The 15,744-nt window shown below is 61.1% G+C and carries 11 protein-coding genes; 6 read left to right on the top strand and 5 right to left on the bottom strand.

The features are described 5' to 3' along the window. Positions 1-18: 18 nt before the first annotated feature. A complete protein-coding gene (locus SFUM_RS21465) occupies positions 19-1,776 on the bottom strand; it encodes a toll/interleukin-1 receptor domain-containing protein (protein ID WP_011697953.1) in 1,758 nt (585 codons plus the stop codon). A 1,055-nt stretch (positions 1,777-2,831) separates the two neighbouring features. On the opposite strand from SFUM_RS21465, the gene SFUM_RS05650 reads away from it, so the two are divergent. The 6 genes from SFUM_RS05650 to SFUM_RS21460 all read left to right on the top strand — a co-directional run bounded on the left by SFUM_RS05650 (position 2,832) and on the right by SFUM_RS21460 (position 10,610). Further along, on the top strand, positions 2,832-4,454 hold the full coding sequence (locus SFUM_RS05650) for an NADP-dependent glyceraldehyde-3-phosphate dehydrogenase (RefSeq protein WP_011697952.1): 1,623 nt from the start codon (positions 2,832-2,834) through the stop codon (positions 4,452-4,454). A gap of 516 nt (positions 4,455-4,970) precedes the next feature. After that, positions 4,971-5,630 carry a CerR family C-terminal domain-containing protein gene (locus SFUM_RS05645; protein ID WP_011697951.1) on the top strand — a complete coding sequence of 220 codons (660 nt, stop codon included), beginning with the start codon at positions 4,971-4,973 and terminating at the stop codon, positions 5,628-5,630. A 113-nt stretch (positions 5,631-5,743) separates the two neighbouring features. Continuing rightward, positions 5,744-7,153, top strand: a complete 1,410-nt coding sequence (locus SFUM_RS05640) for an efflux transporter outer membrane subunit (RefSeq protein WP_244148096.1) — start codon at positions 5,744-5,746, stop codon at positions 7,151-7,153. 72 nt (positions 7,154-7,225) lie between these two features. Beyond that, positions 7,226-8,515 (top strand): efflux RND transporter periplasmic adaptor subunit, encoded by a 1,290-nt coding sequence (locus SFUM_RS05635; protein WP_011697949.1) that lies wholly within the window; start codon positions 7,226-7,228, stop codon positions 8,513-8,515. Between the two features lie 2 nt (positions 8,516-8,517). Further along, positions 8,518-9,240: an ABC transporter ATP-binding protein gene (locus SFUM_RS05630; RefSeq protein WP_011697948.1), complete on the top strand. Its 723-nt coding sequence runs from the start codon at positions 8,518-8,520 to the stop codon at positions 9,238-9,240. After that, entirely contained in the window at positions 9,240-10,610 is a 1,371-nt protein-coding gene (locus SFUM_RS21460; RefSeq protein ID WP_011697947.1) for an ABC transporter permease, read from the top strand. The genes SFUM_RS05630 and SFUM_RS21460 overlap by 1 nt, the downstream gene beginning before the upstream one ends. Before the next feature lie 34 nt (positions 10,611-10,644). Here SFUM_RS21460 and SFUM_RS21455 read toward each other — a convergent pair whose 3' ends face one another. The 4 genes from SFUM_RS21455 to SFUM_RS05605 all read right to left on the bottom strand — a co-directional run bounded on the left by SFUM_RS21455 (position 10,645) and on the right by SFUM_RS05605 (position 15,617). Next, the gene (locus tag SFUM_RS21455; RefSeq protein WP_011697946.1) at positions 10,645-11,196 is read right to left on the bottom strand and encodes a YdhW C-terminal domain-containing protein; all 552 of its coding nucleotides are present in this window, start codon (positions 11,194-11,196) and stop codon (positions 10,645-10,647) included. After that, a complete protein-coding gene (locus SFUM_RS05615; RefSeq protein WP_011697945.1) occupies positions 11,196-13,307 on the bottom strand; it encodes an aldehyde ferredoxin oxidoreductase in 2,112 nt (703 codons plus the stop codon). Before SFUM_RS05615 ends, SFUM_RS21455 begins: the two co-directional genes overlap by 1 nt. A 14-nt stretch (positions 13,308-13,321) precedes the next feature. Further along, complete coding sequence (locus SFUM_RS05610; protein WP_011697944.1) at positions 13,322-14,047, bottom strand: 4Fe-4S dicluster domain-containing protein; 726 nt, start codon at positions 14,045-14,047, stop codon at positions 13,322-13,324. 541 nt (positions 14,048-14,588) lie between these two features. After that, the gene (locus tag SFUM_RS05605) at positions 14,589-15,617 is read right to left on the bottom strand and encodes a hypothetical protein (protein ID WP_083764183.1); all 1,029 of its coding nucleotides are present in this window, start codon (positions 15,615-15,617) and stop codon (positions 14,589-14,591) included. Positions 15,618-15,744 lie beyond the last annotated feature (127 nt).

Below are 15,744 nucleotides of genomic sequence, written 5' to 3'. Positions count from 1 at the left end.
GTACTGGTAGCTCTCGGCCTAGGCCAGCGCGATCTCCGTGCGGAGCCTGGCGATGGTGCTGTTGAGCCCCGGGCCGATCATGGGTGTGCATTCGCCGTTCCTGATCTTGAGCAGGAGGGTGTCCCAGGTCTTGTCCACCGGAGTACCCTCGGTGAACCGGGGTTCGTACCATATGCGCGGAGTGCGCAGGCAGGAGATCAACACCGGAGCCCACGGTCGACCGGAAGTCTTGAGCGCCGCGCGAGCCGCGTGGAGAGCGTGGTCCATTCGCCCGTTTGGAGCGAGGTTGTCGAGGAACGCCTTGAAAAACGCGTCCCACGTGGAATCATCGAGGACCGCCTGGAGCGTGAGAACGCCGAGGACTCCGGATTGGGCCAGCTCATAAGCTTCACGCAGGATGGAAAACCACGTGGAATGCGATTCCGCCGCCTCGGGACGCCTACCGCGGACAACGGGGCACAGGATCACCATCCGCGGCGGCGTTTCGATGTCCCGGAACGCCTCCGCAATCGGCAGATTCACGAGCCGTGACGCCCACCACTCCACGCCCACGGTTCCCAGCTCGATGGATTCATCGGTTTGGGGAAGGTCGACGCACAGGTAAAGGATGTCGGGCGCGGTCGCCCTGAGCTCGCTCCGGAAGGCGTCGCCGTTCAGGTATCCCAGTGTGTGTGCGGTCGCCAGCCCGGACGCTTCCAGGATGCTTTCGGCCCGCGCGCACTTTTCGATTCCCGGGTCCCCGGCATCGGTGGACCGGACCGAAGGCTTGAACCAGTCCGTCAATCCCGCGACGAGCAAGGCGCGCAGGGGCCGTTTCGGCCTGTGCTGAATGTCGCGCCAGCTGCGGGCATCCGCGGCCGCGTAGCGCGCGAGGCATGTGGATTCGAAGGAGAGATCGTTTTCCCCCGATCCCCCCTGGATCAGGAGCTCCCACCGCAGCCAGTGCAGCTCGCGGGCACAGGCGGAGATCGACATCCGCAGCTGCAGCGGCACCCGGAGCTCCGCGGCGGAGTCTTGCGCCGTTCGAAGAAAATCCCTGTGCGACGGTTCGGCGAACAGGAGATTGCGGAGCCGGCGCGCGTACTCCAGATTGTCCCGGGTTCCGATGAGTTTCGGCAGGTCGAAGGAGACGAAGTGGGTCAGGGGGAGGGGAGGGGCGGAATCGCCGGAGTGGGTGAAGCCGAGCTCCACGCAGTACCGGTCCCACTCCCGGTGGCTCAGCCTGACGTCGAGCAGCGCGTAGGCGTCATGCCGGGCCGCCGGCCGCGTGACGACCCTCTGCCCGGGCGGAGCCGTGACGGGTTTCCTGCCGCCGGGGGGCTGCGGCGCCTCCGGCACAAGAAGATTGGCGATCTCGACGGTGAGGTCGCGGAGGTCCCTTTCCTGGTCCGCCGGGCTTCCGTCCGCCACGGAATCCCGGTGCTTGGGCCGGGGTTCGACCTCGCGCAGGATGCTCTGCCCGTAAGGGCACGGGGTCACGATCAGCGGGAGGATCTTCAGGCTGCCGCTACGCCATCGGTCGATCAGGACAGGCACTTCCTTCTGCATGATGAATTTCGAGCTCGTGAAGTTCGCGGACACGAGAAGCACTGCGATCTTCGCGCTGTCCATGGCCTCGCGGATTTCGCGCGGCCAGTCGTCCCCCGGCCTCAGGTTCTCGTCGCTCCAGGCTCCCACGTCGCCTTCCTGCTCGAGCACGCCGAGGTGAGCCGAAAGTCGGGAGAGCCATTCCCTGTCCTTGTGACTGTAACTGATGAAGATGGATGAGCGAGCCATGGCCTATGACTCCCTGGAGGGTAACACGAACGCCGTTCAACCCCGGGGAGACGGTCGGAACGCGGGCGACTTGTCGGTTGTGAGAATCCGCTGCATAGAATGAGCTTTCGGATGCGGTCGTTCACCACATCCACCCGGGTGATCAATAGACAGGTACTCGAACACCGTTCTGATAATCATATATATAATACACTAAAGCGAATTTGTACACGATATTGGATCAATATTCTCGTTCGTCATTGCATTGTAAATTCAATTTAAGCAAGCCGGATGTCGACAAAAATGTTGACGATTGCGCAAGGATAACCGCGTGTCACCATTTTAGTTCATATTTGAGGACCATTTCGTCAGGCTATGAACCTGCATACGGATTTTCGAATCAAAAACACGAATGCCCAGCCATCGCAAGTGTAAATCCTGAATGGGTTTTTTCTCTTCCGGGCTTCAAGATTTCTATGTCTGATAGCCAAGTGCATTCAAGATGACACAACACCTCTTGCCGGGCATTTGTTGTCTAATCTTGGACGTACCTCAGTATTTGACGATTATGGGGAAAGAAGACACCGGATCGGAGAGCTTCGGATTGAATCCCGAAGCCGAGTTGAGTCCGTCTGTCGGATTGACTCCCGACAGTCGGATTGACTCCCGATTGACACCGTCGGGATGTCCCACTATCCTACCTCCGCGCCGTTCATGCGCGTGGTCCGAAAACGGGCCGGCCGGTTCCAGGTTGGGGGCACCGGAGGCGGGTCCGGGCCGGGACTGCTCCCGTGAGCGGAAGGCAAGATTTGGGACGGCCGGTGCGCGGGGGCTTGAATGGCGGCCATTCTTCCCCGTGCGAACAGGTTTTGGGCCGTGGTGGCATACATCCCGCAACCCAATACCCACTCTTCCCTGCGCGAACAGGTTTTGGGATATGGGGGCAGGAAGGTCCAACGGTCCTTTTCGGGCACCGCGGCCGATGGGTCCACTGCACGAGGCAATCCGCGATCGCTCCCGTGCGGCAGGCGCGTGGAGCGGGACTTTCCGTTCATTTACGATATGGAGAAACCACTATGTCCGATGAGTCTCCCGCTTCGGTTTTTCCCGGCGACGGCATGATTCCGGAGAAGGTTCGCATCCCTTCACCCATCGAGCAGCGCGAGTACCTCAGCGACGGCGTCATACGGGAATGGACCGGCCCGCAGGAGGACGTGGCGTCCCCGATATGCCGGTCAATCGACGGTGTTTTTCGCCGGATGCGAATCGGAAGCTTCCCGTTGTTGACGGAAGCCCAGGCGCTGGAAGCTCTCGACGCGGCCTGTAGGGCCTACGATCACGGACGAGGGCCGTGGCCCACGATGTCGGTGGAAGAGCGGATAAGGCACGTGGAGGCGTTCACCTTCCGGATGCAGGAACAGCGTGAGGAAGTCGTCAAGCTCCTCATGTGGGAAATCGGCAAGACGCTTCCCGACTCCGAGAAGGAATTCGACCGGACGGTCGAGTACATCAGGGACACCATCGACGCCCTGAAGGATTTGGACCGGTTGTCGTCGCGTTTCGTCATCGAGCAGGGCGTGATCGCGCAGATTCGCCGCGCGCCGCTCGGCGTGGTGCTCTGCATGGGTCCCTACAACTACCCGCTCAATGAAACCTTCACGACCCTGATCCCGGCGCTCATCATGGGCAATGCCGTGATCTTCAAGCCTCCGAAGCTGGGGGTCCTGCTCCATCGGCCGCTTCTCGAGGCCTTTCGGGATTCCTTTCCAGCGGGCGTTATCAATACCGTCTACGGGGATGGACAGGAAATCGTCGGGCCCCTCATGAGGTCGGGAAGAATCGATGCACTGGCGTTCATCGGCAGCAGCCGGGTTGCGGACATCCTGAAAAAGCAGCATCCGAAACCGCACCGCCTGCGCTGCATACTCGGCCTCGAAGCCAAGAACGCGGCCATTGTTCTTAAGGATGCGGACATGGACAATGCGGTGAAAGAGTGCGTTTTGGGCGCTCTTTCCTTCAACGGCCAGCGGTGCACGGCGCTCAAGATGATCTTCGTTCACGAGGGGATTGTCGATGCGTTCCTGGCGAAATTCTGTGACGCGGTCGGCAGGCTCAAAGGGGGGATGCCCTGGGATGAAGGGGTCCAAATAACGCCGTTGCCGGAAGTCGATAAAGCGAAGTATCTTAAGGAGTTGATCGAGGATGCCCGCGCCGGGGGCGCGCGCGTCGTCAACCCGAACGGGGGCGCCGTGGAAAACACCTTCATGACCCCGGCAGTCGTGTATCCCGTTGGACCCGGCATGAGGCTGTACTCCGAGGAGCAGTTCGGCCCGGTTGTCCCGGTTGCCGCCTTTTCCGATATCGAAGAACCCATGAAATACGTGACCGAATCCGATTACGGTCAGCAGGTCAGCTTGTTCGGAAGCAGCGCCGAATGCATCGCCGACCTGGTCGATCCCCTGGTCAACCAGGTGTGCCGGGTCAACATCAACAGTCAGTGCCAGCGAGGCCCCGACGTTTTTCCGTTCACCGGCAGAAAGGACTCCGCCGAAGGCACGCTGTCCGTTTCGGACGCCCTTAGGGTCTTCGCCATCCGGACGCTTGTCGCGGCCAAGGGGACCGACGCGAACAGGTGGATCGTCAAGTCCATCATCACGGAACGAAGGTCTCGATTTCTTTCCACCGATTTTATCCTGTGAGCGGGAACCTTCACGCGGTCCGAGTGCGGGTTCCGGTGAGGGCGCGGAGTCGCGCCCGATCCGCGACGTCGGGCGGCGAACGGGCATCCGGCGCCATCAATGAGCAGGGCTTTTCCGCCGTCGATCGTCGTTCGGACTCCGGAGACGCGGCGGTGCAAACATGACCAACCGTGTCTTCTCATCCCTGCGTTGGCGCGATTCCAAGCGCCGCCCGGCACAGGTTTTCCCGCTTCCCCGCCGCTCGTAAGCAGCCGTCTCCCTTTGCTCGATAGCCCGCCAAGCTCTTGGAACACCAAGTTAAGAAAATGACGGTGGCACTTCCTGGATTCCTCGAGGTGGAAGCGGCCGCGAACTTCGGGGGAGCGCTCTTTCGCGCAAGCTCCCCGGCCGCCGTGAGCGGTTCGAGCCTTCCGGAAATAGGGATTGAAAAATTGGAACAAATGTTCTAGATATTGGAACATTTGTTACGAACAGGCGATTCCACGCTTTGGCGGTACCTCTTCGCAGGGAGGATTCATGGAGGCTCATCGAGCTTGGGATGAAGGAACCAGGAAACGGCTGATCGATGCGGCGGGACAAACGTTTGCCCGGCAGGGCTTTCGGGCTGCCACGATCAGGGAAATCTGCAGGCGTGCCAATGCCGGCATCAGTGCGGTGAACTACCACTTTCGGGACAAGCAGGGTTTGTATGAGGCCGTGTTCGAATATTCCCATCGCTGGGCGGTGGAGAAATATCCCCACGATCTGGGCCTCGATGACGGTGCGACTCCGGAGGAGCGTCTTCGCGCATTCATCCGTTCTTTTCTTTTGCGGGGGCTCGGGGACGGCTTCCCAGCCTGGCACGGAAAGCTCATTGCGCTGGAAATGGCCAACCCGAGCGGTGTCTTGAGCAAGGTGGCGCAGACGGCCATTCGGCCCATGGATGAGATCCTGGAAGGAATAGTCCGGGAGCTGTTCCGGAAGGATAATCCGTCTCGAGAGCCGGACGAGCGCTCAGTCCGGACATGCAGGCTGAGTATCGTCGGGCAATGTATCTTTCAGATCCATGCCAGGCAGTTCATGCAGCTCGATGAGCCGAAGGTCCTCGATCCCCCGCGGATTGCGGCCATTGCCGACCGGATATACCGGTTTTCCATGGGCGGCATACGGGCGATTGCCGCGGAGGAGCAACCTTGAGAACCGCTCCGATGCGCTCACGAGCAGCACGACGGGCGGGGAGACTCAAATGGGGGCGACGGATGATGTTCCGGCGTGGAACGGCCCGCATTCCGGCGGCACTATGGATTCCGATGGCGCTCGCGATCATGATCGTTACGGGGTGCGCGGCTGTGGGTCCCGATTATGTGCGCCCCGAGGTGCCGGTATACGAGGCCTGGAATACCCGGCTCGATGGAGATGCGAACACCGGGGAAACGGATGTGCGGACCCTGGCGGCGTGGTGGACCACGCTCGACGATCCGAAACTGTCCGAATTGGTCGGGCGCGCCGTGAAAGGCAACCTCGATCTGAAGAAGGCCAAGGCACGGGTTCGCGAAGCGCGCGCCCGTCGGGGCATTGCCGAAGCCGACCTCTTTCCCTCGCTCGACGCCGCCGGCTCGGCCACCTGGAATCGGATCATCAGCGACACGGGGACCGACACGACCGGGGACCTCTACACGGCGGGCTTCGATGCGGCATGGGAGCTGGATGTTTTCGGGGGGGTCCGTCGGTCGGTGGAGGCGGCGGACAGGGACCTTCAGGCATCCGAGGAGGATTTGCGCAACGTTCTCGTTTCCCTTCTCGCAGAGGTGGGGCTTAACTATCTCGACGTCCGCATCTATCAGGACCGGATCGCCGTGGCGGAGGACAACCTCGCGTCCCAGGACGAGACCTGCCGGCTGACCGAGTGGCGGTATCAGGCGGGTCTGAGCGATGAACTGGCGGTGCAGCAGGCGCGCTACAACCGCGAAAACACGCGTTCCCAGATACCGCTCCTGATCACCGGGCTGGAGGCGGCCCTGAACCGTGTTGCCGTGCTCCTCGGAGAACAGCCGGGCAGAGTTCATACGGAGCTTGAGCGTCGGGAACCCATACCTGTCCCGCCTCTCCAGGTTGCGGTGGGTGTGCCCGCGGATCTCCTGCGACGCCGGCCCGACGTGCGGCAGGCGGAGCGGCAGTTGGCCGCGCAGACGGCCAGGGTCGGCGTGGCCACGGCGGATCTCTATCCCAAATTCACGCTGAACGGTTCCATCGGCCTGGAAGCCCTTGCGCTTAAGGATCCGGCCTCCGCCAGTCTGCTGCTTTCGGGGGGGCCCGCGATCACCTGGGCGATTTTCAAGGGCGGAGCCATCCGCCAGAACATAGAGGCCCAATCGGCACTTCAGGAACAGGCCCTGATCCAGTACGAGGCCGTTATTCTCGGCGCGCTGGAGGAAGTGGAAAATGCGCTGGTCGCCTATGCGCAGGTGCAACTGCGCAGGCAGGCACTGAGCGAAGCCACGCAGGCGGCCCGGAAGGCGGCGGAGTTGGCGCGGCACAAGTACGAGGCGGGGCTGACGGATTTCACGAACGTGCTGGACGCGCAGCGTTCGCTCTTGTCGTTCCAGGAGCAGTTGGCCCTGAGCAACGGCAACGTGACCGGCAACCTGATGCGCCTGTATAAGGCCCTGGGTGGCGGCTGGACGTCACCGGCGGGCAGCGGGCGGGAACATGGAACGTGATGCCGCCGAAGGCTTTTTCGAAAATCCGGGCAGGGCTTCCGGAAAAGCCGATTCCTGATGGAGCGACAATCAATGAGAGAAGAATCGAACGATAAACCCGATATTGCCGAAACCCTGGGGATCGATCGAGCCTCCGGCGACGGAAAGAGCGGAAAGCGATGGTTTGTTGTGGGGATCCTGGCCGTGTTGGCTGTCGGAACGGCGCTTGTCGTCTGGAAAGGGTCGGGTTCGTCCGACGGCGTGCGTTACAGGACCCAGGAAGCGCAACGTGGAGATCTGACGGTCATCGTCACGGCCACGGGGACTCTGCAGGCAACCAACCAGGTGGACGTGAGCAGTGAGCTTTCCGGCATCATCAAGACGGTTGAAGCGGATTACAACAGCAAGGTGAAAGTCGGACAGCCCCTGGCGAAACTGGACACATCGAAACTCGAGGCGCAGGTGACGCAATCGAAAGCCGCTCTGGAATCGGCCAAAGCAAAGGTATTGCTGGCGGAGGCAACGGTCAGGGAAACGCGCAGCAAGCTGACGCAACTGCGGAAGGTGAGGGCGCTGAGCGACAACAAGGTCCCCTCTCAAACGGAAATCGATGCGGCGGAGGCCGCGCTCGACAGGGCACTGGCCGACGTTGCCAGTGCAAAGGCGACGGTTTCCCAGGCCCAGGCCACGCTCGATGCCAACCAGACGGATCTGTCCAAGGCCGTTATCCGGTCGCCGGTCAACGGCATTGTTCTCACTCGCAGCGCGGAGCCCGGCCAGACCGTGGCCGCGACGCTCAATCCCCCGGTGCTGTTCACTCTGGCCGAGGATTTGACCAAGATGGAACTGGTCGTGAACGTGGACGAGGCCGACGTGGGTCATATCCGGGAGGGCCAGCAGGCCACCTTCAGCGTTGCCGCCTATCCGAACCGAACCTTCGAGGCTCAAATCGTCCAGGCCCGTTTCGGTTCAAAAACGACCTCGGGGGTCGTGACCTATGAAACCGTGTTGAAGGTCGACAACGTGGACCTGGCTCTGCGGCCGGGCATGACGGCAACCGCGGACATCATCGTCAAGAGGATCGAAAATGCCGTTCTGGTACCCAGCGCGGCGCTGCGCTTCGTCCCTCCGGTCCGGGAAGAAAAGAAAGCTCCCACGGGGCTGCTCGCCAGGATCCTCCCGCGACCGCCCGGTTCCGGAACGCAACGACGGGAGGACCCCGCCGGCAGGAAGGAGCATCGGGTCTGGACGTTGAAGGATGAGCAGCTTGTAGCGATCCCCGTCAAGATCGGGGCGACGGACGGCAGTATGACCGAAGTCGCAGCCGGTGAGATCCAACCCGGAATGGCGGTGGTGGTGGATACCGCCGGTTCGGTGGAATGAACATGGTCGCTTTTGCCCAAACGGACAACCAGCCTCTTATCGAGCTGCGGGGAGTGACGAAGGTCTACGGTACCGGGCAGGCGGCCATGCATGCCCTGCGCGGCGTCGATCTTCGCATCTTCGAGGGCGAGTTCGTGGCCGTGATGGGACCGAGCGGTTCGGGCAAGTCCACCTGCATGAACATCCTTGGGTGTCTGGATACGGCAACCGCGGGGACATACCGGTTCAAAGGCATTGAAGTGAACCGGCTGACCCGCCAACAGCGCACGAAATTGCGACGCTTCTACCTGGGTTTTGTCTTTCAGGGCTTCAACCTGTTGAACCGTACGTCCGCGCTGGAAAACGTGGAGCTTCCCTTGATCTATCGCGGCGCATCCGCCCATGAGCGGCGGGAGCATGCCCTTCAGGCTCTGGACACGGTGGGGCTCAGAGGATGGGAATCTCATACGCCCGGCGAGCTTTCCGGAGGACAACAGCAGCGGGTGGCCATTGCCCGGGCCATCGTGACCCGCCCCACCGTGTTGTTTGCGGATGAACCCACGGGAAACCTGGATTCGGCGCGCAGCCACGAAATCATGGAACTGCTCACCGGATTGAATCGCAACCGGGGGGTCACCGTTGTCATGGTCACTCACGAGCCGGATATGGCGGCCTACGCAAAGCGCGTCATCCGCTTCGTCGACGGCCTGGTCGCATCCGATGAACCGAATGGGGGAAAAACCTGATGCCCTGGAAGACGAAGCCCGTGCGCAGCGGAAACCTGGTGCTCTGGAACACCCTGCTCCTCGCATTCCGTGAAATCCGGCGCAATGTCATGCGTTCGGTGCTGACCATCCTCGGCATCGTCATCGGCGTTGCCGCCGTGATCGTCATGGTCACCATCGGCGGGGGCGCCACGGTGCAGGTCAAACAGCAGATCGCGAGCATGGGCAGCAACCTGCTCATGGTCACGCCGGGGAAAAGACTCGGTCCGGGCCAGTCCACCGGCAGTATTCCCTTCAAGGAATCCGACGCCGCGGCCATCGCCAGGGAGGTCAACGCCGTCAAGGCGGTGGCCCCGCTTTCGACCCAGTCGGCCAAAGCCGTCTTCGGGAACCAGAACTGGTCGACCCAGGTTGCCGGGAGCAACAACCGGTATCTACAGGTCACGAACCGCTCAATCCAGTCGGGCAGGCAATTCACCGACAGCGAAGTGCGCAGCGGCGCGGCCGTCTGTATCATCGGGGAAACCGTTCGAGCAAAGCTCTTCGGAGGGCAGGGGGCGATCGGGGAAAAGATCCGGCTGCACGGCACCAGCACCAGTACGAGTACCAGTGCCGGTACGAGCACCAGCGGCAGCACCGGTACCGGCAGCAGCAGCGGGAGCAGCGGCAGCGGCACCAGTACCGGCGGCACCACCACCACCACGAGCACTAACCTTTCCTGCGAGGTGATCGGTCTTCTGGCGGCAAAAGGACAGAGCACCATGGGCACCGATCAGGACGATTTCGTTGTGATCCCTCTGGCCGCCTATCAGCGACGCCTTGCCGGGAATCAGGATGTCGGTATCATCCAGGTTTCCGTCGAGGAAGGCGTCTCTACGGAAAAAGTCCGGCAGGATATTGTGCGCCTGCTGCGGGAGCGCCGTCATCTCTCGCCGAGCGACGATGACAATTTCAATGTCATGGACATGAAGGAGATCGTCAAAATGCTCACCGGGACCACTCAGATGATGACGGCCCTGCTCAGCGCCGTGGCGGCGGTGAGCCTGCTGGTGGGTGGGATCGGCATCATGAACATCATGCTGGTGTCGGTGACCGAGCGCACCCGGGAGATCGGCATCCGCCTCGCCGTCGGCGCGCTCGAGAGCGAGGTGCTCATGCAGTTCCTTGTGGAGGCGGTTGTTCTTTCCTCCTTCGGCGGTGTGATCGGGATCGTGCTGGCGCTCACCACCTCCGTCTGGCTGGCCGGAGTCTTACACGTCCCCTTTGTCTTCAATGCGGGCATCGTGGTGCTTGCATTCCTTTTTTCCGCGGCGGTGGGCGTGATCTTCGGTTATTTCCCCGCGCTCAAAGCCGCCCGCCTGGATCCCATCGAGGCTTTGCGGCACGAGTAATACCGGTTCGCGTTCAACGGTCGGCTGAAAAACGTCATGGATTTTCGACCTGTCCCACATCGGCCCACTCGGCAAGCATCGCGGCATGACCGGGTTCGAGATGATCCGTGGAGTAAGCGTAAAGATTACCGATCGAAGTGGTCAGGTGCGCAATGTCCCGATAGGGGAGCAGGCCCGTCATCTCTTTCAGGCAGAGGGCGATGTCGTCGTCGCTCAAGCTGAAAGGGGCGCATCGAAAGAGGGCGAGAGGGACCGGACGCGGATAGACTCGTGAATGTTCCCGGATCACTTCAGCCATCATTCCCAGCGGCCCGCGGCCTTTGAGCAGTTGGAGCCGGGCGTAAGCAACGGTCATGGACTGTTCGGAAAAATACCAGGCGCCGCCGGAGTCGTCCGGGATCATTTGTATGTCAGGGTGGCTGATCATGGCTTCCCGGATGAGCGCGGGGATGTCGGGCGGCTCTGTTGCCCCGCCGGAAACGGGGATATGGCGATCTGCAATCGCGGCTTCAAGATCCGCCGATGCAAGCAGTTCTCCCGACTTGGTACGTTCCCGTATGAGCTCGGCAAGCTCGGCGGCTTCCATCACGCGGTCAGCCTTTTCTTGGCCAGTTTCTCCTCAACGTCAGAGAGCCCCAGCCGGCGATAGGTTGCCCCGGTGGGGACGCCGGTCTCCTTGTCCCAGCCCGCTTCTTCGTAGAACATCTGCATCGCCTTCCGGATGTCGTCTTTGTCCATCTGAATCGTGCCCTTGGTGAAGGGGATACGGTCCTTGTCGTCCCCATAGACCCAATCCGGGATGGTATCGTGTTTTGCGCGCATCTCCCTGGTTCCCATGCCTCGGATGGTCAGGGCGCGGTGGAGCACGAATATCCGTTCGGCGACCTCGTCGAGTTCCCGGGGCGACTTCCTGTCCCCGGTCACAAGACTGTAAAGCAGCGACTCCAGGGTATCGTCCCCCTTATACCCGCGCTCCTTGAGCGGTGATGAGGACCATGGCCCCATCCAGTTGCAGAGGGAAATCGAGTCGTGCAGTTCCTTTCTCAACAGCGCCCATTTTGCCATTTTGGCCTTATAGACGTTCATGGGCGTGAAGTCCCCCGCCGCATCGACCGCGGCATCCGAACCCCAAAGGTCGGCGGCCAGCCTTTTCTGGATCTCCAGCGGGAGCCCGTTTCGAGTGAAATTGGTGTGGGAATGGCACTGAGCGTCACGATTGTATTGCGTGTTGATAATGACGCCGCACTGGCCCGCATCCTCATTGGAATGGTGCTTGGGGTGCCCCAGTTTCCAGTATTGGAGGGTGCGATCGCTCTTCCATGCCTCTTCGGAAATTCCCCACCCTTCCAGCATGAATCCGGTCCCCAGGCCAAGAGCCGACGCCAACTCACCGTCCTTGCCGGCAATCCTCGGAAGCAGTTCGAACAGGAAGGCGGGATCACCTTTTTCAAACTTATCCCAGGAGTACCTCCGAAATTCCTTTTCGCCCACTTTGCTCTGAAAAATTCCTTCGCTGTAACACTTCTGGAAATCGCGCTGAAGCTGTCCGTAGTTGTCCCACAACCCGAGGTCGTCGGCAAGGTGCATGCCGACCATGGCCGCCTCGATGGAAGTCTCGCCCAGGGGACCATCCGGGAAGCTCTTGAAAAACCACTTGCCGAAGATCATGCGCACACAGGTGCTCTGCCCGATTTCCGGGATCCCGTACTTCGAAGCGACTGTGGGGACTTTGATCATGGTGTGGCACCGTATCGGACAGCCGGTGCAGCCGTTGCCTCTCACCGTGTATCGCCAGGCCTGCTCGCCGAGGAAAAAGGCGGCGTTGTTCGTTCTATAGGCAATTCGATTGAGGTTTTGCGGTTCGCATGACCCGGTTTCGATGGGCGGGTTTGCGGCACCCCAGGTTCGCCCACGCGAGGCGACCCATCGGCTGCCCGGGTTGTAATGTTCCGCCCACGGCTGCGGACTGCTGGGCACCACGATCTGGTTGTTGGCCCCGATAAGCGACAGATGGTATCTGACGGCCTTTTCCCATTCCTCCCTGTTCCCGGCGATACGGATGCTGCCGGTGCCTCGGACGCCGATGGCCTTGAGGTTCTTAGAACCCATCACCGCGCCGCCTGCGCCCGAATGGGAAACCGAATTGATGATGACGGACATCGGGACCATGTTTTCCCCGGCCTGGCCGATTGCGGCCACCACCGCCTCGGGACCCATCTGCCTGGAGATTTCAAGGGTGGTCCGCCGAATGCCCTGTCCCCAAAGCCGGCGGGCATCCCTGATTTCCACCTTGCCGTCGGCAATGGCGAGCCAGACCGGATGGTCGGCCCGGCCTTCAACGATGACGCCGTCGAACCCGGCATATTTCAGCTCCGCCGCGAAATGGCCGCCCATGTGCCCTGAACCGACCAGGTGTTTCGGCCAGCAGGTCGGCCACAGCGTGGTGATGGCGGTCCTTCCGTTGCAGGGCGCGCTGGTGCCGGCCAGCGGACCGGTGGCAAAGACGATCTTGTTTTCGGGGTCGAAAGCCCTGGTCTCCGGCGCGACTTCGTCCCAGAGGACCTTGTATCCCAGTCCCGTGCCACCGATGTAGTCCTTGTATTTTTCGACGGTGTCTTCCGTGGTGATACGACCGGTAGACAAGTCAACCCGCAGCACCTTTCCCGCCCATCCGCCATATTGAGGCATTTTGCCCATGCTTTCCTCTGCTCTCACTTGTGGCAATCGATGCATGCCACGGATCGATTCGAAACGGGAGTCGTCCGGGACGGGACCTTGCCGGTCAGGTCAACCCAGGACACGTACGTCAGCGCCTCCGCCGGACATGCCTCCACGCATTTCGGCTTGCCTTCGCACAGAAAACACTTGGTGGCCTTGTTTGTTTCCGGATCGAACGACATCATCTCCCACGGACAGGCTTTCAGGCATACTTTGCAGCCGGTGCACCTGTCCGGGTTGACGACCCTGGCGTTCACGGGCGGTTTCACTTCGATGGCTGCATTGGGACAGGCGTCGGCACAGGGAACGGGATGGGGACACTGCTTGCAAAAGTCCTGAACGATCAGGCCGCTTCCCCAGTTCCCGTCGGTGCATTGCCCGGTGTAGAGCCCCGCGGGGCCGAAATTCAAATTTCGCCTCACCTTTATCCGGGCTGTCCCGGGGGATGATTTTCCGTCGTTGAACTCGGTGCAGGCAAGTTCGCATCTGCGGCAGCCGACACATCTCGTGGGATCGGCGACCACCAGTCCGCCGGCCTGTTCCGTGATGATCAGCGGAGCACTGATTCCGCCGCCCATTCCAAAGAAGTGCCACGAAGCCATCCCGGCGATCGTGGCCCCGCAAAGCTTCAACACCCTCCTTCTCGAAACGGGCTGCCCGGGTGCTACAACGTTCAGGACTTGCTCAACGATTCCGTCGGCCTCAATAAGCGCTTTCATCTCGATGATTTCTCCCGGCGAATTCCTCTCCAGACACATTCACGAAATGCTGAAGTACAACAACCCTGCACAACTGCCTCGCATTGCTCCGCAGTCACGGCCGGAACCCCGTGACAGGTTCTCGAATACTGCCCCGGAAAACGCACGTTTCCATGCTTCGCGGTGTCCCGCGACCTGAGCATTACCTCGGGAATGTTAGACGAGTTGGTGTTTCAGGAGCAAGAACCTTTTTTGTATAAGGAGCGTGGAAAGAATGAACCTGATGCGGTCGGAAGGCTGCCGTGCCTCGTCTCCGCTCCCGACGGAAACAAACGATGAGCCTCACAATGAGCCTCTGGAGACTCGATGTTTTTTCGTCAATATGGGCGAACGCCCACCTCAGAGTGGTGCATAATGCGAGAGGGTCCGCAAAGGTCAACAGGAATGAGGACCCATCCTATGTCGTGTGATCGTGCCCTCGACCTGAGGGATTTTCATGTTGCGTTGCTAGCCTTCGGCCGGCTCATGGAGAAATGTGAAAAGTGTAGGTTTGACCCCGGGCCTATTCGATAATGGAATCGATCACCACCGGGTCGCCGTTCCCGAGGTAGAAGATGCCGGGGTAGCCGGGAGTTTCGAATCCAAGGCTGGGATTGTTTCGCAACACCGATTTCCTGATGGTCAGCGTGCCGCTGCGATCGTTGCTGACGAAAAAGATGGCGCCTCCTCCTTCCCGGGCGCGGTTGTTCTGGATCTTTGTCCCGCACAGTCTGAGCCTGAACAGATTCCCGTCGTTGTAGATGGCCCCGCCGCTGCCGCCTCCCGGGGTGCCGGGTTCCTTCGGATTGGCGCCGTAACCGATGGCCCTGTTATGCGTGAAAAGTGAATTTATAACCGTGTAGGAGACCCCGATGCTGCTTATTCCGCCGCCGTTGGAGCCGACATTGCCGTAGCCCGCGGCCCCGCCGAAGGTGCTTTTCACGATGTAGACCGGTTTCCCCATGTACTGGCTGAACACCCGCACGGCCGCGCCGCCCACGTCAGGCCCCGTGGAGGCGCAGACGTTTCTGAAAAACCGCGACTTGACGATCTTGAACCGTCCCCCCCGGACCCAGATGGCCCCGCCGCCGTCATAAGTCTTGTCGGCTTTGGAATTGCCGTCCACGAAGGTCAGGTTCTGGACGGTGAGCTGCGGATGATCCTGGTTGTCGCAATGATCGGTGGTCCAGACCTGGTTGGGGTCACACGTGTTCATATACAGGATGCGCCGGGCGCCGTCGCCGCTCAGGGTGACCTTTCCGCCGCCGTCGATCACGATCCGGGGTCCGGTGTCGTTGAACACCTTGGCCGTTCTCTTCATAACGATAGTGACCGGCTCCGGCCCGCAGTTGAAGGTGATGACGCCTCCCCTGGCCACCGCCGCAACGACGGCGGTGCTCGTGCAGCTCCGGGGGGTCCCGTTGCCGATCACACGGTCCGGGTGGGAAACATCCTCCTCCCTGGCCGCCTCGGGGATGGAGCATCGCCCGTCCGGATTGCCCGTGGGAGGCTCGGAAGCCTGCAGAATGTCCGGTATCGAGGACGAGAACAGAGGCGTGAAATCGTCGGCAAGACAATAACCGTTTTCATCGCCCGTTTCGTCTGCTGCCGGGAAGCGCTCGCCGGCATAATCGTTCGAGGCATCGCATCGACCCGAAAAGGCCTGGCCTGCCGGCACC

The organism is Syntrophobacter fumaroxidans MPOB (assembly GCF_000014965.1).
GTDB classification, from domain to species: Bacteria; Desulfobacterota; Syntrophobacteria; order Syntrophobacterales; family Syntrophobacteraceae; genus Syntrophobacter; species Syntrophobacter fumaroxidans.
The sequence above is the reverse complement of the archived record's forward strand: the minus strand, read 5'-3'. Positions and strand labels throughout refer to the sequence as shown.

Excerpts from the sequence above, each read along its gene's own strand:
- SFUM_RS21460 (WP_011697947.1), top strand. The coding sequence starts at position 9,240 with ATGCCCTGGAAGACGAAGCCCGTGCGCAGCGGAAACCTGGTGCTCTGG.
- SFUM_RS21465 (WP_011697953.1), bottom strand. The coding sequence starts at position 1,776 with ATGGCTCGCTCATCCATCTTCATCAGTTACAGTCACAAGGACAGGGAA.
- SFUM_RS05610 (WP_011697944.1), bottom strand. The coding sequence starts at position 14,047 with ATGAAAGCGCTTATTGAGGCCGACGGAATCGTTGAGCAAGTCCTGAAC.
- SFUM_RS05635 (WP_011697949.1), top strand. The coding sequence starts at position 7,226 with ATGAGAGAAGAATCGAACGATAAACCCGATATTGCCGAAACCCTGGGG.
- SFUM_RS05630 (WP_011697948.1), top strand. The coding sequence starts at position 8,518 with ATGGTCGCTTTTGCCCAAACGGACAACCAGCCTCTTATCGAGCTGCGG.
- SFUM_RS05640 (WP_244148096.1), top strand. The coding sequence starts at position 5,744 with ATGGCGCTCGCGATCATGATCGTTACGGGGTGCGCGGCTGTGGGTCCC.
- SFUM_RS05650 (WP_011697952.1), top strand. The coding sequence starts at position 2,832 with ATGTCCGATGAGTCTCCCGCTTCGGTTTTTCCCGGCGACGGCATGATT.
- SFUM_RS05615 (WP_011697945.1), bottom strand. The coding sequence starts at position 13,307 with ATGGGCAAAATGCCTCAATATGGCGGATGGGCGGGAAAGGTGCTGCGG.
- SFUM_RS21455 (WP_011697946.1), bottom strand. The coding sequence starts at position 11,196 with ATGGAAGCCGCCGAGCTTGCCGAGCTCATACGGGAACGTACCAAGTCG.
- SFUM_RS05645 (WP_011697951.1), top strand. The coding sequence starts at position 4,971 with ATGGAGGCTCATCGAGCTTGGGATGAAGGAACCAGGAAACGGCTGATC.